This is a genomic window from Micromonospora sp. NPDC005172, from assembly GCF_040608555.1.
Lineage (GTDB): Bacteria > Actinomycetota > Actinomycetes > Mycobacteriales > Micromonosporaceae > Micromonospora.
Map to the genome: position 1 here is coordinate 1 of NZ_JBEXIL010000077.1, position 23,302 is coordinate 23,302.

A 23,302-nucleotide genomic window follows, 5' to 3' on the forward strand; every position below is an offset into this window, starting at 1 on the left:
GGCCGCAAGCGGCCGACGCGCCCGGTGCTGGTGTGGTCAGCCGGCGTGCTTGCGGCGGGCGGTGGCCCGGCCCCGCTGCTGCTGGTCGAGCACCACCTTGCGGATGCGCACCGTGGCCGGGGTGACCTCGACGCACTCGTCCTCGCGGCAGAACTCCAGCGCCTGCTCCAGGGTGAGCTTGCGCGGCGGGACCAGCTTCTCGGTCTCGTCAGAGGTCGACTGCCGCATGTTGGTGAGCTTCTTCTCCTTGGTGATGTTGACGTCCATGTCGTCGGAGCGGGAGTTCTCCCCGACGATCATGCCCTCGTACACCTCGGTGGTCGGCTCGACGAAGAGCTGACCGCGCTCCTGCAGGTTGGTCATCGCGAAGGCGGTGACCGCGCCGGCCCGGTCGGCGACCAGGGAGCCGTTGTTGCGGGTACGCAGCTCACCGAACCACGGCTCGTAGGACTCGAAGACGTGGTGCAGGATGCCGGTGCCCCGGGTGTCGGTGAGGAACTCGGTGCGGAAGCCGATCAGGCCGCGCGCCGGGACGAGCCACTCCATCCGGATCCAGCCGGTGCCGTGGTTGACCAGCTGCTCCATCCGGCCCTTGCGGGTGGCGAGGAGCTGGGTGATCGCGCCCAGGTATTCCTCCGGGGCGTCGATGGTCAGCCGCTCGACCGGCTCGCAGGTCTTGCCGTCGATCACCTTGGTGACCACCTGCGGCTTGCCGACGGTCAGCTCGTAGCTCTCCCGGCGCATCTGCTCGACCAGAATGGCCAGCGCCAGCTCACCGCGGCCCTGCACCTCCCAGGCGTCCGGGCGCTCGGTGGGCAGCACCCGCAGCGACACGTTGCCGATCAGCTCCTTGTCGAGCCGGTCCTTGACCATCCGTGCGGTGACCTTGGAGCCCTTGAGTCGACCGACAAGCGGCGAGGTGTTGGTGCCGATGGTCATCGAGATGGCCGGCTCGTCGACGGTGATCAGCGGCAGCGCGACCGGGTTCTCCGCGTCGGCGAGCGTCTCACCGATCATGATCTCGGGGATGCCGGCGACCGCGATGATGTCGCCCGGGCCGGCGCTCTCGGCCGGCTTGCGCTCCAGGCCCTCGGTCATCAGCATCTCGGAGATGCGGACCCGCTGGGTGCTGCCGTCGGTGCGGCACCAGGCCACCGTCTGACCCTTGGTGATGGTGCCCTGGCGGACCCGGCACAGCGCCAGCCGGCCGAGGAACGGCGAGGCGTCGAGGTTTGTCACGTGGGCCTGCAGCGGCGCGCCGTCGTCGTAGGAGGGCGGCGGGATGGTGTCCAGCAGGGTGCGGAACAGCGGCTCCAGGGAGGTGCTGTCGCTCGGCACCGAGCCGTCGGCGGGCTGGGTCAGCGAGGCGACACCGTCGCGGGCACAGGCGTAGACGATCGGGAAGTCGATCTGCTGCTCGTCGGCGTCCAGGTCGAGGAAGAGCTCGTAGGTGTCGTCCACGACCTCCTTGATCCGGGCGTCCGGGCGGTCCACCTTGTTGATCACCAGGATGATCGGCATCCGCGCCTGCAGCGCCTTGCGCAGCACGAAGCGGGTCTGCGGCAGCGGGCCCTCGCTGGCGTCGACGAGCAGCACCACGCCGTCGACCATGGTCAGGCCGCGCTCCACCTCGCCACCGAAGTCGGCGTGGCCGGGGGTGTCGATGATGTTGATGGTGACCGGGTCGGAGCCGTCCGCCGGCAGGTAGCGCACACCGGTGTTCTTGGCCAGGATCGTGATGCCCTTTTCCCGCTCCAGGTCACCCGAGTCCATCACCCGCTCGGTGTTCTCGCCGCGTGCGCCGTACGCGCCGGCCTGCCGCAACATGGCGTCGACCAGGGTGGTCTTGCCGTGGTCGACGTGAGCGATGATGGCGACGTTGCGGAGGTCGGTGCGAAGCTGCATACCCTCTATCCTTCCGCCTGCGCTCGCGCAGGCTGCGTCGGGGTCACCCCCAGGTGCCCCTGATCTATGGTGAAACCGCTGTGCCGGTGGTTCGTCCGGCTGGCATGCTGGCTCCCGTGTCCCGGGGGCCTGAGTGCACGACCTGCTGACCTGGGTGCAGGGTCTGCCCACCCTGTGGATCTACCTGGTCGCCGCGCTGATCGTGGCGGGCGAGACCGCGGTGATCTTCGGCCTGCTCGTGCCGGGTGAGGCTACCCTGCTGCTCGTCGGCTTCCTCACCTACAACGGTACCTTGCGGCTCGGGCCGGCGTTGCTCGCGATGATCGTCGCGGCGGTCCTCGGCGATGGGCTGGCCTTTCGCGCCGGGCGGCGGTACGGGCCTCGGCTGCGCGCCGGCCTGGGTCACCGGGTCGGGCCCGCGCGGTGGGCCCGCGCCGACGCCATGCTCGCCCGCCTCGGTGGGCGGGGGGTGTTCGCCGCCCGATGGGTGGCTTTCGCCCGCACCCTGGTGCCCCGGCTGGCCGGTGCGGCCGGCATGCCGTACCGGCGGTTCGCCCTGTGGAACCTGGCCGGGGTGGCGACCTGGGTGAGCGGCTCGGTGCTGCTCGGTCACCTCGCCGGTGAGTCGTACGACACGGTCTCCCGGGTGCTCGGCCGGGCCACCGGCGCGGCGCTGGCGTTGCTGGCGGGGCTGCTGGGGGTGGTGCTCGCCGGTCGGTGGCTCGGCCGCAACCCCGACCCGGCGCGCGCGCTGCTCTCGCGGGCCGCCGCGCTGCCGCCGGTGCGCTGGCTCGGCGCCCGGTACGGGGTGCTGTTCTTCCTGCTCGCCATGCGGATCGGGCCGGCCTGGACGCTGCTGCTCAACCTGGCCGCCGGGCTGCTGCTGCTCTTCGCCGCCGGGTTGGCCATCGCCGGCCTGCTCGCCGTGGTGGTACGCAACAGCGGACTGGCGGCCCTGGACGGGGCGATCGGCGCGTGGTTCACGGCCCGCCGCACACCGGACGCCGCCGACGCCACCCTGGTCGTGGTCTCGCTGGTACGCGGGTGGGTGCTGATCGTGCTGGTGGCGATGGTGGCCGTGGTGCTGGCGTGGCGCAACCGCCCGCTGCGCACCGACCTGCTGAGCGTGGTCGGTACGGCCGGCGCGTTCGTGCCGCTGGTGATGCTGGCCGTGGTGGCCGAGTTGACCGGAGCACCCGGTGACGGCGCGCACGAGGCCGTCCCGTTCTCCACCCAGAACGCCGTGGTCGCGGCGAGCCTCTGCACCCTCGCCTGGTTGGTGTCGCGCAGCGCGCGGTGGCCGGTGGCGGTGGCCGCGTGGACGGCCGCCGCCGCGGGCGTGCTGGGGGTTGCGGCCGCGCGGCTCTACCTCGGCCTGGAGACGACGAGCGGTACGGCGGCGGCGGTACTGCTGGGGGTGCTGTGGACGGTGGTGTTCGTGGTCGCCTGGGCCACCCGGGACCGGGCGGTCGGCGACCGGGAGCAGTCGGCCGGTCCGGTCCGGCCCGCGCAGGGGCACCGCCGGCCCGTCGAACCTTGCTAATCTGCGGCGACTGTCAGACGGGGGAGGACCACTATGCGTCAACACGCCGGACGGGTGGGCGCGCTCGTGCTCGCCGGCCTGCTGCTCGCCAGCGGCGCGGTCGGCTGCGCCGGCAAGGGGCAACGCCCGCAGGATCAGGCCGCCGCACCCGTTTCGGTCACCGAGGCGCCGACGGACGAGCCGGTCGACGAGCCGTCCGTCGAGTCGAGCCCTTCGGCGAGCGCGGTCGCGGCGATGGGCACCGCCCCGAGCCGTAGCGCGTCCGCCTCCCCGACCCCGGCGAAGAAGCCGACCCGGGCGACGGCTCCCACGAAGCCGCGCGCGGTCGCCAAGGCGCCCACCGAGACGAAGGTCCCGCCGGCGCCTCCAAAGCCCGCCCCGGCGTCCTGCAAGCCCAGCTACAAGGGCACCCAGGCGAGCCGTGCCGACGTGAAGGCGGCCCTGAGCGACGCCGCCGCCCGCACCTACTGGCCCAGCTCCGCACCGGACCTCAAGGTGCCGCTCGACCTGCTCAGGGCCACCGCCTGGCAGGAGAGCGGCTGGCAGTCCAACATCTACGCCTGCGACGGCGGCGTCGGGCTGATGCAGGTGATGCCGGGCACCGCGACCTGGATGAACCAGCGCTTCGACCAGAGCTACGACATCGCCGACTACCGGGACAACGCGTACCTGGGGGCCAACTACCTGGCCTGGCTGACCAAGTACATCGGAGACATGTACTTCGAGTCCGACTTCCGGCTCGACGCGGACCTGTGCACCGCCGAACTGAACTCCTGTCTGCTCAACGCGGTCATCGCCGCCTACAACTTCGGGCACGGGGCGGTGGCGCAGGAGGGCGAGCCCCTCGCCATCCCCAACCCGTCGTACGTGCGCAACGTGCGGGCCTTGATGACCGAGTGCGTCTGCCTGGGCTACTGAGCACGCCGACGGGGGCGGGGCCGGGTGTTTTCCGGCCCCGCCCCCGTCGCGTGGGCGGTCAGTCTCGTGCGGGCACCGGCTCGGGCGTCGCCGGGACGTCGACGCCCGGGTGGGCGTCGACGCGACCCGGCCACCAGAAGCGATCGCCGAGCAGGAACGCCAGCGCCGGCACGAGCACCGTGCGGACCAGCAGCGTGTCCAGCAGGACGCCGATGCAGACGATGATGCCGATCTGCGTCAGCGTGATCAGCGGCAGCACGCCGAGCACGGCGAACACCGCGGCGAGCAGCACCCCGGCGCTCGTGATCACACCTCCGGTGACCCGCAGCGCGGACAGCATGCCGTCGCGGGTGCCGGCGGTGCGGGCGTCCTCCCGGGCCCGGGTCACCAGGAAGATGTTGTAGTCCACGCCGAGCGCCACCAGGAAGACGAAGGCGAGCAGCAGTACGCCACTGTCGAGCGCCGGGAAGTCCAGCACGTGGTCGAAGAGCAGCCAGGCCGCCCCGAGGCTGGCGAAGAACGACGCGATCACGGTGAGCACGAGCAGCACCGGCGCGACAAGGCCCCGCAGCAGCAGCACGAGCACCGCGCCGACCAGCAGCAGGATGATCGGCAGGATGAGCCGCAGGTCGCGGTCGTTGGCCTCGTCGGAGTCGTAGGTCGCGGCCACCGAGCCGCCCACGATCGCGCCGGGTGGCGGGTCGGCGCCGGCGACGGCCGGGGGAGCGGAGTCGGGCACGGCGGCGACCGCGTCGCGTAGCGCCTCGATCGCGCGGTCCGAGGCGGGCGTGCCGGGCTCGGCGTCCAGCACCACGTCGACCTGGGCGACAGCCTGGCCGGCGTCGCCCGGTCGCGCCGAGGCGACGCCGGGTACGGCGCTGGCGACGTCGGCGACCGCTCGCGCCGCCGCCGGGGTGGTGAGCACGGCCACCGGCTGGGTGCTGCCGGCGGGGAACGCCCGGGCCAGAGTCTGTGCGCCGGTCACCGCCTCGGGCGCGGCCCGGAACTGCTCGGTCTCGGACAGGCCGGTGCGGATTCCGAGCCCGCCGAGGGCCAGGCCGCCGAGCAGCAGGGTCGACAGCACCGCGACCACCACCGGGCGGCGTCGTACGACCGCGCCGAGCCGCCCCCAGAGCCGACCCTCGCGGACCGGGCCGCCGACCCGGGGTACGAACGGCCAGAACAGGCCGCGACCGAAGAGGACCAGCACGGCGGGGAGCACGAACAGCGCCGAGAGCATGGCGAAGACCACGCCGGTGGCGCAGGCCACGGCCAGTGCGCGGTTCGTCTCCTGCTCACTGAGCAGCAGGGTGAGCACGCCGAGGACCACGGTGCCGCCGCTGGCCAGGATGGGCTCGGCGGTACGGCGCAGCGCTGCCCGCATCGCCGCGAAGCGGTCCTGCTCGCGCCGCAACTCCTCCCGGTAGCGGGCGATGAGCAGCAGCGCGTAGTCGGTGGCGGCACCGAACACCAGCACGCTGGCGATGCCGGTGACCTGGCCCTGCTGGAGGTTGATGCCGACGGCGGGCACGATCGTGTCCACCGCGCGCAGGGTGAGCTGTTCGGTCGCGCCGACCACGATCAGCGGCACGATCCACAGGAACGGACTGCGGTACGTGATCAGCAGCAGCAACGCGACCACGGCGGCGGTCACCGCGAGCAGGGTGACGTCGGCGCCCTCGAAGACCGACGACAGGTCGGCGGTCAGGGCGGGGGCGCCGGTGACCTCGGCGGCCAGCGGGTCGGGCAGGTCCGCCAGCGCGTCGCGCAGCTCGGTGACCTTGCCGGTCACCTCTTCCTGGCCCCCGGAGGTGTCCAGCGGAACGGCGACGAGCGCGACCGTGCCGTCCGGGGAGACCTGGGTCGGGCTGACCCGACCGCCCACGGCCAACCGGCCCAGGTCGCCGGAGCGGGAGGCGAGGGCGGCCCGGTCGGCCTCGCTCAGCGCCGCGCCGTCACCGCGACTGACGACCACGACGGCCGGTTGGACGTCGCTGGTGGGTAGCTGGTCCTGAAGACGCTGCACCTGTGTCGACTGCCACTCGGCGGACAGGCCGGTGGCGGAGACCGGTGCCGGGTTGTCCGGCCGTGGCACTCCGAAGATGATCGCGGCGATGACGAGCGCGGCGGCGACGGTGAGCCAGGCCGCGAGCCGGCCACGCGCGACCCTGGTGAAGACGGACATCGCGGACCCCTAGGTCTTTCGAGCGCCAAGTATCTTGATGAACGAGATTATCGGCGGCTGTTCTATGCTGCAACCCGGAGTACCGACGACGGGGAGAAGCGGCGCGACGTGGCGACTCACGGCATGTACCGGCGGCGCGACACGCGCCGCGAGCAGCTGGTCGCGGAGATCACCAACAACCTTCGGCGGTACGCGGTGGACGCCCAGCAGGTCGGTCACGCCTTCGCCAACCTGCACGGCCTCAACCCGACCGACCTGAACGCGCTGATCGCGGTCATGGACGCCGAACTGTTCGGCGACCCGATCACCCCCGGTCGCCTCGGTGAGCAGCTCAACCTGTCGTCCGGCTCGGTCACCGCGCTGATCGACCGCCTGGAACGGGCCGGGCACATCCGCCGGGACCGCGACACCGTCGACCGGCGCAAGGTGCTGTTGCACTACGCCGACCAGGGCGCCGCCCTGGCCATGGAGTTCTTCCAGCCCCTGGGCGCGCGCACCGACGCGGTGATGGACCGCTTCGACGAGGACGAACTGGACGTCGTGCACCGGTTCGTCGCGGAGATGAGCGAGTCGCTGCGGGCGCACCGCGACGCGGTCCGCGCCACCCGGCCCGAACCGCCCCACCGGACGACGGGCTGACCGTGTCCGGCCGGCTCGTCGCGCGCCTCGCCGCCGCCGGACTGCGGCTGCCCCCGACACGGCCCGGCCCGGTGCGGGTCACCCGGGACATCCCGATCCGGGCCCGCGACGGCGTGGTGCTGCGCACCGACCACTACGCGCCGGGCGGCCGAGCCGCGCCGACCGTGCTGATCCGCACCCCGTACGGGCGGGGTGGCCCGTTGCGGCTGCTCGGCCGGTTGCTCGCCGCGCGGGGCCGCCACGCGGTGATCCAGTCCTGCCGGGGCACCGGCGGCTCCGGCGGCACGTTCGCCCCGCTGGTGCACGAGCGCGACGACGGGGTCGACACGCTGGACTGGCTGCGCCGTCAGCCCTGGTGGGCCGGTGCGCTCGGCATGTTCGGGGTCAGCTACCAGGGCTTCGCCCAGTGGGCGCTGGCCGCCGACGCCGGTGAGGACCTCCGCGCGATGGTCGCGGTGGTGACCGCCTCGGCCACCCGGGACTCGACGTACGCGGGAGAGTCGTTCGCCCTGGACACCGTACTGACCTGGGCCGAGCTGCTGCACGCCCAGACCGTGCCGTGGCTGGCCCGCCAGCGGGAACTCAAACGGGGGCAGCCCCGGTTGGCCGCCGCGCTCGACCACCTGCCGCTGGCCGGGGCGGACCGGGTGGCCACCGGGGTCACGATCCCGTTCTTCCAGGAGTGGCTGCGGCACCACACCCCGGAGGCGGCGTACTGGCGCGAGCGCGTCTTCGCCGACCGGGTGGCCCGGGTGCGGGCGCCGGTGGTCATGGTCACCGGTTGGCACGACATCTTCCTGCCCGCCCAGCTCGACGACCACGCCACCCTGCGCGCCGCCGGCACACGTCCACGCCTCGTGATCGGTCCCTGGACCCACGGCAGCCCCGGGCTGTTCGTGGCGGCCCTGCGCGAGGGGTTGACCTGGCTCGACGTACACCTCGACGGGCCGCCGGACGACGAACGTCCGCCCCGCGCGGCCCCGGTCCGGGTGCACGTGGGTGGTCCCGGCGGCGGCTGGCGGGACCTGCCGGACTGGCCGCCGCCGGCCGTCGAGACCGCCTGGCACCTGCACTCGGGCGGTGAGCTGGCGGTACGTCCCCCGGGCGCGTCGACGCCCGACGAGTTCCGGTACGACCCGGCCGACCCCACCCCGTCGCTGGGTGGGCCGCTGCTGGTCGCCAAGCGAGCCGGTCGGGTGGACAACCGGCAGGTGGAGACCCGCCCCGACGTGCTCACCTACACCAGCGCTCCGCTGGCGGGTCCGGTCGAGGTGATCGGCCCGGTACGCGCCGAGCTGCACGTCCGCAGTGAGCTGCCACACCTGGACGTCTTCGTGCGACTGTGCGATGTGGACACGCGCGGTCGGTCGTGGAACGTCTGCGACGGCCTGGTGCGGGTGACGCCCGAACGCCTCCCCGCCGACGCGTCCGGGGTGCTGCGGGTTCCGGTGTCGCTCTGGCCGACCGCGTACCGGTTCGCCGCCGGGCACCGGCTGCGGGTGCAGGTCGCCGGCGGCGCCCATCCGCGCTGGGCGCGCAACCCCGGCACCGGAGAACCCCTCGGTACGGCGGTGACGCTGCGTGCCGGTTGGCGGCAGGTTCTGCATGACCCGGCGCATCCCTCGGTGCTGCTGTTGCCGATCGTCCACTCTGCCCCGCCGATGCCTCCAATCTGAACAGAGCGCCTCTGACCTGGGCATTCATCGGAATGCGGGCTATGGTTGAGTCAACGCCCGGCGCCGTGCACCACCCAGACCGGGCTCGCCCGAAGCCCGACACCGCATACGCGGTGTGACGTCGCGCCCGGTCCCCGCCCCAGCTGAGAGGGGGACCCCATGACCCGGGCCCCGGCTAACCTGTTGGCCCTTCGAAGCCTGCTCCTCACCCACCTCGACAACGCCCCCGGCCCGGACGACCTGGAGCCGAACGAGGTCGGCATCGTCGGCGACCCGGACCACCGCGGCGGCTATCACTGCGGCTCGGACCGGGTGGTCCCGAACGACTACTCGGTGGTCGAGTCACCCCGGGACCGGGCCGGACTGACCCTCGACGCGTCGGCGCTGGACGTCGGCCAGTTCGAGGTCCGCTCCGGTGGTCGTACGAACACCCTGGTCAGTTTCTCGCTCTGGTGCGTGGACCAGTGCGCCGCGAACGCGGCCGACACCCGGGACATCCGCGAGATCATCTACAGCCCCGACGGCAACACGGTGAAGCGCTGGGACCGCCTCGGCAAGCGCACCACCGGCGACAGCTCGCACCGTTGGCACACCCACATCAGCTTCTTCCGCGACGCGATCAAGGCGGGCCGTGACCAAAGGCCCTTGTTCCGCCGCTACCTCAGCTCCATCGGACTCCTGGAGGACAGCGACATGACCCCCGAAGAGCACAACTGGCTGGCGACCGTCCACAAGAACCTCACCGTCCTGGACGGCCGCAACCCGATCGGACAGATCTACACCCGCATGGCGGAGGGCCGGGACGAGACCGGTGCCTCGGTGACCGGCAACTGGAACCTGCGAGCGATGACGGCGCAGCTCACCGCCCTGCAGAGCGCGCTCACCGCGCTGGCCGGGAAGGACTTCACCGACGAGGAGGCGATCATCCAGGGCGTGCTGGCCGGGCTGACGCCGGAGGAGATCGCCGCGGCCATTCCACCCACCATCGCCAAGCAGGTCGCCGACGAGTTGGCCCGCCGGCTGGTCGCCTGAGCGGGGCGGCCCGTAGCCGCCGGGTCGCCCGCACCGCACGCCCGCCCCGCAACAGTTCTTGGGCAAGACCTATTGCGCAAGAACTGTTGCGGATGGCATGGTGGCGGTATGGAGTCCCCCGACGTACGCCAGGTCACCGACTCGCGGGTGCTGGCCGCCATGGCCCACCCGCTGCGCCGCCGACTGATGGACGTGTTCAAGGTGCATGGGCCGTCGACCGTCGGCATGCTCGCCGACCGCACCGGCCAGGCGCCGGCGAACGTCAGCCATCACCTCAAGGTGCTCGCCGCCGCCGACCTGGTCACCGAAGCCCCCGAACTGGCCCGGGACCGCCGTGAACGCTGGTGGCAACTGGCCAGTCGGGCGGTGCGCTGGTCCACGACCGACTTCGTCGCCGACCCCGCCGACCGCGCCGTCGCCGACGCCGCCACCTCCCTCAACCTGGACCGGCACGTCGCGTTGGCCCGCGCCTGGCACGGCGCCGAGGAGACCGAGCAGGCAGTCTGGGGTGAGGGACCGTTCTCCGCCGACCGGTGGATGCACCTCACACCGGCCGAGCTGGAAGAGCTGAGCCAGGAGATCGTCGCCGTGCTGACCCGCTGGGGCGACCGCGAGCTGCCCGACGACGGCGCCGAGCGCCGCCCGGTGTTCGTGTTCGTCCACGGCGTACCGGCCCGGCCGTGACGGCGGCCACCCGCACCGATCCCGCCCCGCCCCGGCCGGTCGGTGGATTGCTGCGGCACCGCGACTTCCGCCTGCTCTGGGCCGGCCAGACGGTCAGCAGCATCGGCAGTAACGTCACCACCGTCGCGTTGCCCCTGGTGGCGGTCGCCGTGCTCGACGCCAGCACCTTCCAGGTGGCGGTCCTCACCGCCGCGGCCTGGCTGCCCTGGCTGCTGATCGGTCTGCCGGCCGGCGCGTGGGTGGACCGGTTGCCGCGCCGGCCGCTCATGGTGGTCTGCGACCTGCTGTGCGCGCTCGCGTTCCTCAGCGTGCCGGTGGCCGCCCTGATGGGTCGCCTCACCGTCGCGCAGTTGCTACTGGTGGCCCTCGGCGCGGGCGTCGCGCGGGTCTTCTTCGAGACCGCGGACCAGGTCTACCTGCCGGTGCTGCTGCGACCCGAGCAACTGCCCGAGGGAAACGCGAAGCTCCAGGCCACCCAGACGGTGAGCTACGTCGTCGGGCCCGGCATCGCCGGCCTGATCGCCCAACTCGCCGGTGCGGTCGCCGCGTTGCTGCTGGACGCCCTGACGTTCCTCCTCTCGGCGGCCCTCCTGCTGCGCATCCGCACCACCGAGCCGCGTCCCGTCCGTAGGGACCGGTCCCGGTCGCTGCGGCGGGACATGGCCGAGGGGCTGCGTTTCGTCATCCGCGACCCGTACCTGCGGGTCCTGACGCTCATGGGGGCGGCCAGCAACATCGGCCTGGCCGGCTACCAGGCGGTCCTGGTGGTGTTCCTGGTCCGCGAGCTACGACTCGCGCCGGGGCTGGTCGGCGTCCTGGTCGGGGTGATGAGCATCGGCGGGATCATCGGCGCGCTGCTGGCCACCGCCCTCGCCCGGCGCTGCGGCACCGCGCGCGCCATGCTCATCGGCGCGGCGCTCACCGGCCCACCCGCCCTGCTCATCCCGTTGGCCGGGCCCGGCGTCGGGCTGATCTGGCCGGCGCTCGGCGGCGTGCTGGTCGGCCTCGGGGTCGCCATCGGCAACGTCGTCAAGGGCGCGTTCCGACAGACGTACACGCCGCACCACCTGCTCGGGCGCGTGACGGTGAGCATGCACCTGCTCAACTACGGCACCATTCCGCTGGCGGCCGTGGTGGCCGGCGCGCTCGGTGCGCGTTACGGCGTCGACACCGCCGTAACCGTGATGACGGCCTGGTTGGCGTTGACCCCGTTGATCCTGCTGATTGGGCCGCTCCGGAGGCGGCGGGACCTGCCCGCCGCCCCGGCAGCGTCGTGAGTGCACTGCGGCGGCGACCGGAGACCGACCGCCGCCACCGGCACGGAGCTACATCGGGCGGACGTTGTCCGCCTGCGGGCCCTTCTGCCCCTGGGTCACCTCGAACTCGACCTTCTGGCCCTCGTTGAGCTCCCGGTAACCGCTCGAAGCGATGGCGGAGTAGTGGACGAACACGTCCGGCCCTCCACCGTCCTGCTCGATGAAGCCGAAGCCCTTTTCCGAGTTGAACCACTTAACCGTGCCGGTTGCCATGCATCTCTCCCTGTTCAAAGCGGCGGACCACCGGCCTCTAGGCCGATGGTCGCCCGTACCTGTTCGACAGTAGCGGGCGAAGCCCCGATCTGCCGGCCGAAGTGCCGTAGGTGTTTACTCGATCTCAGATGAATTCTCCACGATACCGGCGTGCCAAACCCGCCCCGACCACCCTGTCCTGCGGCATGCTTGCGCCGATGAGGGGTGCCGCAGCCACCGCGCTGTCCGAGCTGGAGCGCGAGATCGACGCGCCCGGCTCGGGCCTGGACCGGCTCCAACTGGTACCCACCCCGTTCGTCCCCGAGGTGCGGCTGCACCTCGCCGAGGACGCGATCGTCTGGTGGGCCCGGATGGAGGCGCTCGCCGGGCACCCCCTGCCAGCGCCCTACTGGGCCTCCGCCTGGGCCGGCGGCCAGGCCCTGGCCCGGCACCTGCTGGACCACCCGGAGCTGGCCGCCGGACGTCGTGTTCTCGACGTCGCCGCCGGGTCGGGGCTGGTGGCCATCGCCGCCGCGCTGGCCGGCGCGTCCGACGTCGTCGCCAACGACATCGACCCGTACGCCGTGGCGGCCGTCACGGTCAACGCGCGCGCCAACCGGGTCACCGTCGACACCAGCGGCGACGACCTGCTCGACGGCGACGTCGACGACGCGGACCTGGTGGTCGCCGGCGACGTGTTCTACAGCCGCCCGATGGCCGAGAGGATGCTGCCGTTCCTCCGACGGGTCGTCGCCTCCGGCGCCGAGGTGCTGGTCGGGGACCCCGGCCGGGGGCACCTGCCGGCCGACGGGCTGCGGGTGCTGGCCGACTACCCGGTGCCCACCACCGAACCCTCGGTGGACCCCTCGCCCCGCCGGGTACGGGTGCTGCGACCCGAGTGACACGCCAGCCCTCTCAGGGGTGACCCCGAGGCGGACACCAGGGGACGCTCGGGGCTGCGACCGGATGTCCCAGGTGGTGCGGCGGCCATAGCGTACGAGGCATGACGCAATGGCTGGCCCAGGTCGGAGAGCTGCCCATCCTGGTGCTGATGGGCGTGCTCGGGTTGGTCATGCTCTTCGACGCCGTACCGCTGCTGGGCGTGCTGATCCCCGGTGACGTGGCGATCCTGGCCGCGGTCGGTGTCGGCCGCCCGGCCACCGGGCTGGCCACCTTCGCCGCGGTGCTCGTCGGGTGCCTGGCCGGCTGGTCGCTGAGCTTCCTGATCGGCCGTCGGTACGGCGATCACCTGCGCCGCAGCCGCATCGGAGGCTGGATCGGCGAGTCACGCTGGAGCGCGGCCGAGGGGATCCTCAGCCGCGGCGGCGGGCGGATGATGATGGTCGCGCCGTTCCTGCCCGTGTTCAACGCGCTGCTGCCGCTGGCGGCCGGCGGGCTGCGGATGTCGTACCGGCGGTTCCTCGGCGGCGCGGCCCTCGGCGCGGCGGCCTGGGCCGGTCTCTACCTGGCGCTGGGCACCGCGTCGCGGTCGCTGGCCGCGCTGCTGCCGGGGGCGCCGAGCCCGCTGCTGGTGACCATGGGGGTCGGGTTGGTGCTGGCCTCCGTCGCGCTGCTGGGGGCGCGGCGGCGGCTGGTGGCTGTTGCTGGCTGAGGTTGGGCTGACCTGGTTGCGGTTCGGGGCCGGGGGCCTGCCGTGCCCGGCTCCGGGCGGTCAGGCTTGATCCCTGCGCCGGGCACGGCAGGCCCCCGCCCCCGTCGTGGACGCGGTTCGTCCGGTGGTGTCGCCGCCGCCGGTGGTTTGGATCTTCAGGGGTGTTCGGTCAGCGTTGAGTGGCCCCGTGGGGGCTTTCTCGGCTGGGGCAGTGGGGCGTGACCTTTCGTGGCCGGGCCGGGCCGGGCCGGCGCTTTGGCTCTGGCTGGTGGGGTTACCAGCCTCGGGTTCGCCACTGGGGGAGGGACGGGCGTTCCGCGCCCAGGGTGCTGTCCTTGCCGTGGCCCGGGTAGAACCAGGTGTCGTCCGACAGTTGATCGAACAGCTTGTGCTCGACGTCGTCGATCAACGCGGCGAAGCGCTGCGGGTCCTTGTCCGTGTTGCCGACGCCGCCGGGAAAGAGACTGTCGCCGGTGAAGAGGTGGCCGGTGCCGGCCGGGTCGCGGTAGAGCAGCGCGATCGACCCGGGGGTGTGCCCCTTGACGTGGATGACCTCCAGCGCGCAGTCGCCGACCGGCACGGTGTCGCCCTCGGTCAGGTGCTCCGCCTCGATCGGCAGCCCGGACGCGTCGTCGGTGTGCACCAGAGCCCGAGCGCCGGTCTTGGCGACCACCTCCTCCAACGCCACCCAGTGGTCCATGTGCTGGTGGGTGGTGACCACGGCGGTCAGGCCGCCGTCACCGATCAGCTCCAGCAGCCGGGGCGCCTCGTTGGCGGCGTCGATCAACACCTGGTCTCCGGTGCCGGTGCACCGCAGCAGGTAGGCGTTGTTGTCCATCGGGCCGACCGACAGCTTGCTGATGGTCAGCCCGTCCAACTCCCGTACCGCCGGCGGGCCGCCGTGCGTGACATCTCCGCTGTAGGTCATGACGTGTGGATATCCATTTCGATGCAGGAGGAAACGCTCGGCGGCCGTGCGGTGGCGCACCGCCGCGCCGCTCGGCGGCTGCGGTTCCGCGCGCACGCGTCGACCCTAGCGGGCACGCGGCACGCCGTCCTCGCGGAAATCGCTTTCGGCGCGTCGCCCCGCGCCCTACCGTCGGCGTCACATGCGGCACTCGGACGTCGGAGGGAGGTGGTGTTCATGCCGGACGTGGCACGCATGTTCCGCCATCACCAGCTCGACACCGATGAGGATGCCATGACGATCGATCTGACCGCCCTCGGCTGGGACGCCGACCGGGCGTCGTACGCCGCCCGACGTGGCGAGCGCCACCCGGGTCGGGTGGCCCGGGTGGACCGGGGAGTCTGCACGGTGCTCACCGCCGACGGTCCGGTCCGCGCCAGTCTCGGCCCGTCCGTGCTGGCCGCCGCTGCCCGGGACCTCTCCGCGCTGCCCTGCACGGGGGACTGGGTACTGCTCACGCACTGGCCGGACCGCCGGATCACCGTGGCGGCCGTGCTGCCCCGGCGAGCCGCGCTGATCCGCCGTACCGCTGGCAAGGACGCCAGCGGTCAGGTGCTGGCCGCCAACCTCGACACGGCCGCCGTCGTGGAGCCGGTGCACCCGGAGCCGGACGTCGCCCGCATCGAGCGGCTGCTCTCCCTGGTCCACGAGTCCGGGGCCCGGCCGCTGGTGGTGCTGACGAAGTCCGACCTGGCGGCCGATCCGGCCGCGCTGGCCCGGCAGCTCGCCGCGGTCGCCCCCGGTGTGCCGGTGCTGCCGGTCAGCGCCGAGCGCGGCACCGGGCTGGCCCCGCTGCGTGCCCAGGTCGCGCCGGGTCGCACGTTGGGGCTGCTCGGGCCGTCCGGCGCGGGCAAGTCGAGCCTGGTCAACGCGCTCGCGGGCGCGGTGATGATGCCGACGCAGGCGATCCGTCGCGTCGACGGCAAGGGACGGCACACCACCACCTGGCGGGCCCTGGTGCCGATTCCCGGCGGCGGCGCGGTGATCGACACGCCCGGTGTGCGGGCGGTCGGTCTGCTCGACGGCGTGGCCGGGTTGGACCGGGCGTTCGCCGACATCGCCGGGCTGGCCGAGGGTTGCCGGTACGCCGACTGCCGGCACGACGGCGAGCCGGCCTGCGCGGTCCGCGACGCGCTGGGCACCGGTGAGCTGTCCGCCCGCCGGTGGGAGAGCTGGCGGCGGCTGCAGGGCGAGGTGGCACACGAGAGCCGGCGGCGCGAGGCGCGACTCGCCTCCGAGCGCCGGGGCGGCTGGCGCTCGGCGCGACGCAGGGCGGTCCGCCCGCCGTCGCCCGGGGGCTACTGACCGGCGGGCCGCGCCTGGGGGCGAGCGCCGAAGCGGGCTCGCGTACGGCGCGGCCGACCGGGCTGAGCTGGGGGAATGTGCGGGCGGGGGAAAGTGTCGTACCTCGGGGCTAGAGTTGCCGAGGCGCGTTTTCCGCGCCCGCACGACCGCTCGGAACCAGCCCAGAGCGGGACAGACCCTCCGCTTCACCTTCACCCGGGAGTACACGTACCGTGGCCGACCGACTCATCATCCGTGGCGCGCGCGAGCACAATCTGCGTGACGTCAGTCTCGACCTGCCCCGTGACGCTCTCATCGTGTTCACCGGGCTGTCCGGGTCGGGCAAGTCGAGCCTGGCCTTCGACACGATCTTCGCCGAGGGTCAGCGGCGGTACGTGGAGTCGCTGTCGTCGTACGCCCGGCAGTTCCTCGGGCAGATGGACAAGCCCGACGTCGACTTCATCGAGGGGCTCAGCCCGGCCGTCTCCATCGACCAGAAGTCGACCTCGCGCAACCCGCGCTCGACGGTCGGCACCATCACCGAGGTCTACGACTACCTGCGCCTGCTCTTCGCCCGCATCGGCGAGCCGCACTGTCCCGTCTGCGGTGAGCGGATCTCCAAGCAGAGCCCGCAGCAGATCGTCGACCGGGTGCTCGCGATGGCCGAGGGCACGAAGTTCATGGTGCTCGCGCCGGTCATCCGGGGCCGCAAGGGCGAGTACGTCGACCTCTTCGCCGAGTTGCAGGCCAAGGGCTACGCGCGGGCCCGGGTCGACGGCGTGGTGCACCCGCTGACCGAGCCGCCCAAGCTCAAGAAGCAGGAGAAGCACACCATCGAGGTGGTGATCGACCGGCTCACCGTCAAGCCGAGCGCCAAGCAGCGGCTGACCGACTCGGTCGAGGCCGCGCTCGGCCTGTCGAGCGGCCTGGTGCTGCTCGACTTCGTCGACCTGCCGGAGGACGACCCGGACCGGGAGCGCCGCTACTCCGAGCACCTGGCCTGTCCCAACGACCACCCGCTCGCCATCGAGGACCTCGAGCCCCGCGTCTTCTCCTTCAACGCCCCGTACGGCGCCTGCCCCGAGTGCACGGGTCTGGGCACCAAGAAGGAGGTCGACCCGGAGCTGTTGGTTCCCGATCCGGAGCGCAGCCTGCGCGAGGGCGCGATCCAGCCCTGGTCGACCGGGCACAACCTGGAATACTTCCTGCGCCTGCTGGAGGCGCTCGGCGAGTCCCAGCACTTCGACGTCGACACCCCGTGGCGGGCGCTGCCGGCGCGGGCGCAGAAGACGATCCTGCACGGCTCCGACGATCAGGTCCACGTGCGCTACCGCAACAAGTACGGCCGCGAGCGCTCCTACTACACCGGCTTCGAGGGTGTGGTGCAGTGGATCGAGCGCCGGCACTCCGACACCGAGTCCGAGTGGTCCCGCGACAAGTACGAGGGTTACATGCGGGACGTGCCGTGCGCCGCGTGTGGGGGCGCCCGGCTCAAGCCCGAGGTGCTGGCCGTCACCCTGGCGGGCAGGAGCATCGCCGAGGTCTGCAACCTGTCCGTGGGGGAGTGCGCCGACCTGCTCGCCGGCATCGAGCTGACCGACCGGCAGAAGCTGATCGCCGAGCGCGTCCTCAAGGAGATCAACGCCCGGCTGCGGTTCCTGCTCGACGTCGGCCTGGACTACCTCTCCCTCGACCGGCCGGCCGGCACGCTCTCCGGCGGCGAGGCGCAGCGCATCCGGCTGGCCACCCAGATCGGCTCGGGCCTGGTCGGCGTGCTCTACGTGCTCGACGAGCCGTCGATCGGTCTGCACCAGCGCGACAACCACCGGCTCATCGAGACCCTGATCCGGCTGCGCGGGCTGGGCAACACGCTGATCGTGGTCGAGCACGACGAGGACACCATCCGCGTCGCCGACTGGATCGTCGACATCGGGCCCGGCGCGGGCGAGCACGGCGGCAAGATCGTGCACAGCGGCTCGGTGCCGGCGCTGCTCAAGAACAAGGAGTCGATCACCGGGGCGTACCTGTCCGGCCGGCGGTCGATCCCGACACCGACGGGCCGTCGCGCGCAGGACCCGGGCCGGGAGTTGGTGGTGCACGGCGCGCGGGAGCACAACCTGCGCAACCTGACCGTGTCGTTCCCGCTGGGCCAGCTCATCGCGGTCACCGGCGTCAGCGGCTCGGGCAAGTCGACACTCGTCAACGACATCCTGTACGCCGTGCTGGCCAACCAGATCAACGGCGCCCGGCTGGTGCCCGGCCGGCACACCCGGGTCTCCGGGCTGGAGCACGTGGACAAGGTCGTCGGTGTCGACCAGTCGCCGATCGGGCGTACGCCGCGCTCCAACCCGGCCACCTACACGGGTGTCTGGGACCACGTCCGCAAGCTCTTCGCCGAGACCACCGAGGCCAAGGTCCGGGGGTACGGCCCGGGCCGGTTCTCGTTCAACGTCAAGGGTGGCCGCTGCGAGGCGTGCTCCGGCGACGGCACCATCAAGATCGAGATGAACTTCCTGCCCGACGTGTACGTCCCCTGCGAGGTCTGCAAGGGCGCCCGGTACAACCGGGAGACGCTGGAGGTGCACTACAAGGGCAAGACCGTCTCGGACGTGCTGGAGATGCCGATCGAGGAGGCCGCCGAGTTCTTCTCCGCCATCCCGGCGATCCACCGGCACCTCAGGACGCTCGTCGACGTGGGCCTGGGCTACGTCCGTCTCGGGCAGCCCGCGCCGACGCTGTCCGGCGGTGAGGCGCAGCGGGTCAAGCTCGCGTCCGAGCTGCAGAAACGCTCCACCGGGCGGACGGTCTACGTGCTCGACGAGCCGACCACCGGCCTGCACTTCGAGGACATCCGCAAGCTGCTGATGGTGCTCGAGGGCCTGGTCGACAAGGGCAACACGGTGATCACCATCGAGCACAACCTCGACGTGATCAAGACGGCCGACTGGCTGATCGACATGGGTCCCGAGGGTGGTCACCGGGGCGGCACGGTGCTCGCCACCGGCACCCCGGAGGAGGTCGCCGAGGTGGCCGAGAGCCACACCGGCGAGTTCCTGCGCCAGGTGCTCAAGCTCGACGGCGAGGCCAAGGGCGCGGCGGCGGCCACCACCCGGGCCGCCAAGGCCAACGGCGCGACCAAGACACGGGCGACCCGCAAGGTGCCGGCCGGCGCGCGCTGATCAACCATTACCTCTGCGGGGCGGGTCGGATGTCGACCCGTCCCGCCCCTTTTGCCGGGGTCGCACGGATGCCGGTCTGAACTATCCGGCACAGTTGCGCGTGGAAAGAGATGTGGCCGGGCTTTCGGACCGGCGCAGTGGGCGAGAGAGAGGCGAGGCATGAGCGACGATCAGGCGCTGACCGGTCCGGGTACGCAGACCCGTCGTACCCTGCTCACCGGCGTCGGGGCGGTCGGCGCGGCCGTCGTCCTGGCTGCCTGCGGCAGCGACGACGGCAGTGGCAGCGACTCACCCACCAGCGGCGGCCCGGCCGTGCCCAGCACCGGCGACGCCGGCGGCGGCGACCGACAGAACGCCCAGTCGCTTGCCACCACCGCCGACATCCCGGTCGGCGGCGGCAAGATCCTCGCCGCCGAGGGCGTGGTGATCACCCAGCCTGCGGCCGGCCAGTTCAAGGGCTTCAGCCCCATCTGTACGCACCAGAACTGCCCGGTCTCGAACGTCGACGGCGGCACCATCAACTGCACCTGCCACGGCAGCAAGTTCTCGATCGAGGACGGCTCGGTGAAGGCCGGTCCGGCCAAGAAGCCGCTGCCGCCGAGGGATATCAAGGTCACCGGCGACCAGATCTCCCTGGCCTGACGGTCGGGCCTCTTCCCTGGAAGTCGGGGCGTCCGGCGCTCGTCGACGCCCCGACTTCCCGCACACCGAGTTGATCTAGCGCTCGGCGTGGCGTGTCGGGGGTGCGGACTAGGCTTGGTGGCGTGGCTGACCCCTCGACCTACCGTCCCGCACCCGGCACCATCCCGGAGTCACCGGGGGTCTACCGCTTCCGCGACGGCACCGGCCGAGTGATCTACGTCGGCAAGGCGAAAAACCTGCGCAGCCGGCTCAACTCCTACTTCGGCGACGTCTGGAACCTGCACGAGCGCACCCGCCAGATGGTCACCACCGCCGAGTCGGTGGACTGGATCACCGTCGGCACCGAGGTCGAGGCGCTCCAGCAGGAGTTCACCTGGATCAAGCAGTACGACCCCCGGTTCAACGTCCGCTACCGCGACGACAAGTCGTACCCCTATCTCGCTGTGACCCTCGACGAGGAGTACCCGCGACTTCAGGTGATGCGCGGCGCGAAGCGCAAGGGTGTGCGTTACTTCGGGCCGTACTCGCACGCCTGGGCCATCCGGGAGACCCTCGACCTGCTGCTGCGGGTGTTTCCCGCGCGGACCTGCTCGGCCGGCGTGTTCAAGCGCGCTGGCCAGGTCGGCCGTCCGTGCCTCCTGGGCTACATCGGCAAGTGCTCGGCCCCGTGCGTCGGCACCGTCTCGGCCGACGAGCACCGGGCCATCGTCGACGGGTTCTGCGACTTCATGGCCGGCCGCACCGACACCATGGTCCGCAAGATCGAACGTGAGATGACCGACGCCAGCGAGGCGTTGGAGTTCGAGCGGGCCGCCCGCCTGCGGGACGACGTGGCCGCCCTGCGCCGGGCCATGGAGAAGCAGACCGTCGTCCTCGGCGACGGCACCGACGCCGACGTGGTCGCGTTCGCCGACGACCCGCTCGAAGCGGCCGTGCAGGTCTTCCACGTCCGCGACGGCCGGGTCCGCGGCCAGCGTGGGTGGGTGGTGGAGAAGACCGAGGACCTGACCACCGGCGACCTGGTGCACCACTTCTGCACCCAGGTGTACGGCGGCGAGCACGGCGAGGCGGACGTACCCCGTGAGCTTCTGGTGCCCGAGCTGCCGGCGGACGCCGACGCCCTCGGGGACTGGCTCACCAGCCACCGGGGCAGCCGGGTGTCGCTGCGCGTGCCGCAGCGCGGCGACAAGCGCACCCTGCTGGAGACGGTCGAGCGCAACGCCAAGGATGCGCTGGCCCGGCACAAGCTCAAGCGCTCCGGTGACCTGACCACCCGCGGCAAGGCGTTGGACGAGATCAGCGAGGCGCTGGGCATGCGCACGTCGCCACTGCGCATCGAGTGCTTCGACATCTCCCAGATCCAGGGCACCGACGTGGTGGCCAGCATGGTGGTCTTCGAGGACGGGCTGCCCCGCAAGAGCGAGTACCGGCGGTTCATCGTCCGGGGCGCCACCGACGACCTGTCCGCGATGTCCGAGGTGCTGCGCCGCCGCTTCGCCCGTTACCTCGACGCGCGGGCCGAGACGGGCGAGGTGGGCGTGGAGTCGGCCGACGACCCGTCCACCCCGGTCGACCCCGTCGATCCGCAGGTCGGTGTCCTGATCGATCCGACCACCGGTCGGCCGCGAAAGTTCGCGTACCCGCCGCAGCTGGTGGTCGTCGACGGCGGCGCCCCGCAGGTCGCGGCCGCCGCGCAGGCCCTCGCCGACCTGGGCATCGACGACGTCGCGCTCTGCGGCCTCGCGAAGCGGCTGGAGGAGGTCTGGCTCCCCGACGACGAGTTCCCGGTCATCCTGCCGCGCACCTCCGAGGGCCTCTACCTGCTGCAACGAGTCCGTGACGAGGCACATCGCTTCGCCATCACGTTCCACCGCCAGCGCCGCTCCAAGCGGATGACCGAGTCGGCACTGGACAACGTCTCCGGCCTGGGCGAGGTCCGCCGCAAGGCGCTGCTGCGACACTTCGGCTCCCTCAAGCGGCTCTCCACGGCCACCGTCGAAGAGATCACCGAGGTGCCCGGGGTCGGCCGACGGACAGCCGAGGCGATCCTGGCCGCCCTCGACCCGGGCACACGAGCCGACGACAGCACTCAGGCGACCCCCGACACAGCCGGCCCACCCGACGCGAAGGCGACCCCCGACGCGGTGAGCCCACCCGATGCGGGGGCGACCCCCGACGCGGTGAGCCCACCCGACGCGGAGGCGACCCCCGATGCGGTGAGCCCACCCGACGCGGAGGCGACCCCCGATGCGGTGAGCCCACCCGATGCGGGGGCGACCCTCGACGTGGCCGGCCCACCCGACGCGAAGGCGCCCCTCGACGCGGTGAGCCCACCCGATGCGGGGGCGACTTCTGGCGCAGGGCCAGCGGTTGGGGGCTCGCCCTCGCCATGATCGACTCGACTTCGCCGATATCGGGCTATCAAATGGCTGGGATAGCGCGATATCGCCGAAGTCGTGTGGATCACCACCTTGCCCCGACGCGCGCATGCCCCTACCGCGCACCAAGTGGGCGATCTGTCGGAATATAGGCGGAGTTCCGCGCCCGTCCCGCCGGGGCGACATGGCGGTGTCGAATGCGGAACGCCGTCGCACCCCCATGATCGCGCTCGATCCTGGTTGTAGTGGCCTTGGCCGCGCGGCGGGGCGCTCTTTCCTGGTTCGAGCACGATCTTGCCCGGCTGCGCCGTCTGGGACCTTCGGCGACGCGGTCGCCTCGATCGGTAGGCAGCACTTTCGGGGATGTTGCTGCCTCACGACGGGCCGAGGCAGCAACATCCCCGAAGTTGTGCGGATCATGGCTTAGCCCTTGGACGCCGATGCCATGCGCCCGAGCGTTTTGTCCCCGGTGTCTGGCTTCGGCGCAGCATCCGCGATCTGATCGCCTCCAGGTCGCCGATGTGGGGGCATCCCTGTGCGGAGATACCCCTGTATCGGCGATGTCGAGACGATCACCCGCCCAACGCGCGCAGGACCGTGGTTGGATGCGAGGTTTGTCCTGTTCAGGGGCGTGCTGTGCTGTGGTCGGTGTCATCGTGGCGGCGGAATCGCGGGCCGGGCGGGGTCGTTATACGTGGCATGCCGCCGCGCCCGTCGGGCTGGCGGCGCAGGGCCCCGCCCGGGAACACCCGCCGGGTCGGCGTCGTTACATCCCCGGCACCGCCGAGCAGCACCGGCTCAGGCCGGTAGCCAGCCCCGGGAACACCCGCCGGGTCGGCGTCGTTACATCCCCCGCATGGCCGAGCAGCACCGGCCAGCCCCGGTCCGCGAGCCCTCTAGGCGCGGCGGAATGATCCGCCGCCCCGGACCGTTGGACCACCCTCCGGAGATGCCCCCGTGCAGGCCCTGCTGGGTCGCCGGGCCCTGTCTCGGATGAACTTTCGCTTCGGCACACCGCCCCCGTTCGTGTGTCGTCGTGTTTTCCCCCGACTTTTGCAGAGGAGCACGCTGTTATGCGTACCGATCTGATTCGTAGGACTGCTCTGACCGCTGCTGGTCTCGCGTTCACCGGTGGGGCTGTCGCCGGTCC

Annotated in this window: 16 protein-coding genes and 1 pseudogene; 13 read left to right on the forward strand and 4 right to left on the reverse strand. The window is 72.0% G+C overall.

The genetic code is table 11. The annotated features are described in order from the left end of the window. Window positions 1-36: 36 nt before the first annotated feature. The gene (gene typA, locus ABZV06_RS30305; RefSeq protein WP_355625653.1) at window positions 37-1,905 is read right to left on the reverse strand and encodes a translational GTPase TypA; all 1,869 of its coding nucleotides are present in this window, start codon (window positions 1,903-1,905) and stop codon (window positions 37-39) included. Window positions 1,906-2,038: 133 nt separating this feature from the next. Between typA and ABZV06_RS30310 the strand changes: the two genes are divergently transcribed. Together ABZV06_RS30310 and ABZV06_RS30315 are read left to right on the forward strand one after the other, a co-directional pair. After that, window positions 2,039-3,448 (forward strand): DedA family protein, encoded by a 1,410-nt coding sequence (locus ABZV06_RS30310; RefSeq protein WP_355248886.1) that lies wholly within the window; start codon window positions 2,039-2,041, stop codon window positions 3,446-3,448. Between the two features lie 33 nt (window positions 3,449-3,481). Next, window positions 3,482-4,366, forward strand: a complete 885-nt coding sequence (locus ABZV06_RS30315; protein WP_355248889.1) for a lytic transglycosylase domain-containing protein — start codon at window positions 3,482-3,484, stop codon at window positions 4,364-4,366. A gap of 58 nt (window positions 4,367-4,424) precedes the next feature. Here the strand turns inward: ABZV06_RS30315 and ABZV06_RS30320 are convergent, their stop codons facing one another. Next, window positions 4,425-6,551, reverse strand: coding sequence for an efflux RND transporter permease subunit (locus ABZV06_RS30320; RefSeq protein ID WP_355248892.1), 2,127 nt, complete (start codon window positions 6,549-6,551; stop codon window positions 4,425-4,427). A 123-nt stretch (window positions 6,552-6,674) separates the two neighbouring features. Here ABZV06_RS30320 and ABZV06_RS30325 point away from each other — a divergent pair, with 123 nt between their 5' ends. The 5 genes from ABZV06_RS30325 (at window position 6,675) to ABZV06_RS30345 (ending at window position 11,859) form a co-directional block, all read left to right on the forward strand. Further along, window positions 6,675-7,190, forward strand: coding sequence for a MarR family transcriptional regulator (locus tag ABZV06_RS30325; protein WP_355248916.1), 516 nt, complete (start codon window positions 6,675-6,677; stop codon window positions 7,188-7,190). Between the two features lie 2 nt (window positions 7,191-7,192). Beyond that, on the forward strand, window positions 7,193-8,866 hold the full coding sequence (locus ABZV06_RS30330; RefSeq protein ID WP_355625654.1) for a CocE/NonD family hydrolase: 1,674 nt from the start codon (window positions 7,193-7,195) through the stop codon (window positions 8,864-8,866). 183 nt (window positions 8,867-9,049) lie between these two features. Further along, a complete protein-coding gene (locus tag ABZV06_RS30335) occupies window positions 9,050-9,898 on the forward strand; it encodes a hypothetical protein (RefSeq protein WP_355625656.1) in 849 nt (282 codons plus the stop codon). 108 nt (window positions 9,899-10,006) lie between these two features. Next, window positions 10,007-10,582 carry a metalloregulator ArsR/SmtB family transcription factor gene (locus ABZV06_RS30340; RefSeq protein WP_355248901.1) on the forward strand — a complete coding sequence of 192 codons (576 nt, stop codon included), beginning with the start codon at window positions 10,007-10,009 and terminating at the stop codon, window positions 10,580-10,582. After that, window positions 10,579-11,859, forward strand: a complete 1,281-nt coding sequence (locus ABZV06_RS30345; RefSeq protein WP_355625658.1) for an MFS transporter — start codon at window positions 10,579-10,581, stop codon at window positions 11,857-11,859. Before ABZV06_RS30340 ends, ABZV06_RS30345 begins: the two co-directional genes overlap by 4 nt. Before the next feature lie 48 nt (window positions 11,860-11,907). On the opposite strand, the gene ABZV06_RS30350 is transcribed toward ABZV06_RS30345, so the two are convergent. Continuing rightward, window positions 11,908-12,111 carry a cold-shock protein gene (locus ABZV06_RS30350; RefSeq protein ID WP_007462771.1) on the reverse strand — a complete coding sequence of 68 codons (204 nt, stop codon included), beginning with the start codon at window positions 12,109-12,111 and terminating at the stop codon, window positions 11,908-11,910. 185 nt (window positions 12,112-12,296) lie between these two features. Between ABZV06_RS30350 and ABZV06_RS30355 the strand changes: the two genes are divergently transcribed. Together ABZV06_RS30355 and ABZV06_RS30360 are read left to right on the forward strand one after the other, a co-directional pair. Continuing rightward, window positions 12,297-12,992, forward strand: coding sequence for a 50S ribosomal protein L11 methyltransferase (locus tag ABZV06_RS30355; RefSeq protein WP_355248919.1), 696 nt, complete (start codon window positions 12,297-12,299; stop codon window positions 12,990-12,992). Between the two features lie 101 nt (window positions 12,993-13,093). Continuing rightward, window positions 13,094-13,702: a VTT domain-containing protein gene (locus ABZV06_RS30360; protein WP_355248907.1), complete on the forward strand. Its 609-nt coding sequence runs from the start codon at window positions 13,094-13,096 to the stop codon at window positions 13,700-13,702. A 274-nt stretch (window positions 13,703-13,976) separates the two neighbouring features. Here the strand turns inward: ABZV06_RS30360 and ABZV06_RS30365 are convergent, their stop codons facing one another. Then, entirely contained in the window at window positions 13,977-14,630 is a 654-nt protein-coding gene (locus ABZV06_RS30365; RefSeq protein WP_355248921.1) for an MBL fold metallo-hydrolase, read from the reverse strand. 273 nt (window positions 14,631-14,903) lie between these two features. Between ABZV06_RS30365 and rsgA the strand changes: the two genes are divergently transcribed. The 4 genes and pseudogenes from rsgA to uvrC all read left to right on the forward strand — a co-directional run. After that, complete coding sequence (gene rsgA / locus ABZV06_RS30370) at window positions 14,904-15,974, forward strand: ribosome small subunit-dependent GTPase A (protein WP_355248924.1); 1,071 nt, start codon at window positions 14,904-14,906, stop codon at window positions 15,972-15,974. Window positions 15,975-16,186: 212 nt separating this feature from the next. Then, window positions 16,187-19,132, forward strand: a complete 2,946-nt coding sequence (gene uvrA, locus ABZV06_RS30375) for an excinuclease ABC subunit UvrA (RefSeq protein WP_355625660.1) — start codon at window positions 16,187-16,189, stop codon at window positions 19,130-19,132. Window positions 19,133-19,291: 159 nt separating this feature from the next. Then, a complete protein-coding gene (locus ABZV06_RS30380) occupies window positions 19,292-19,774 on the forward strand; it encodes a Rieske (2Fe-2S) protein (RefSeq protein ID WP_355248913.1) in 483 nt (160 codons plus the stop codon). Between the two features lie 122 nt (window positions 19,775-19,896). Next, a pseudogene (uvrC, locus tag ABZV06_RS30385) lies at window positions 19,897-21,834 on the forward strand (excinuclease ABC subunit UvrC); the annotation flags it as partial. Window positions 21,835-23,302: the final 1,468 nt, after the last annotated feature.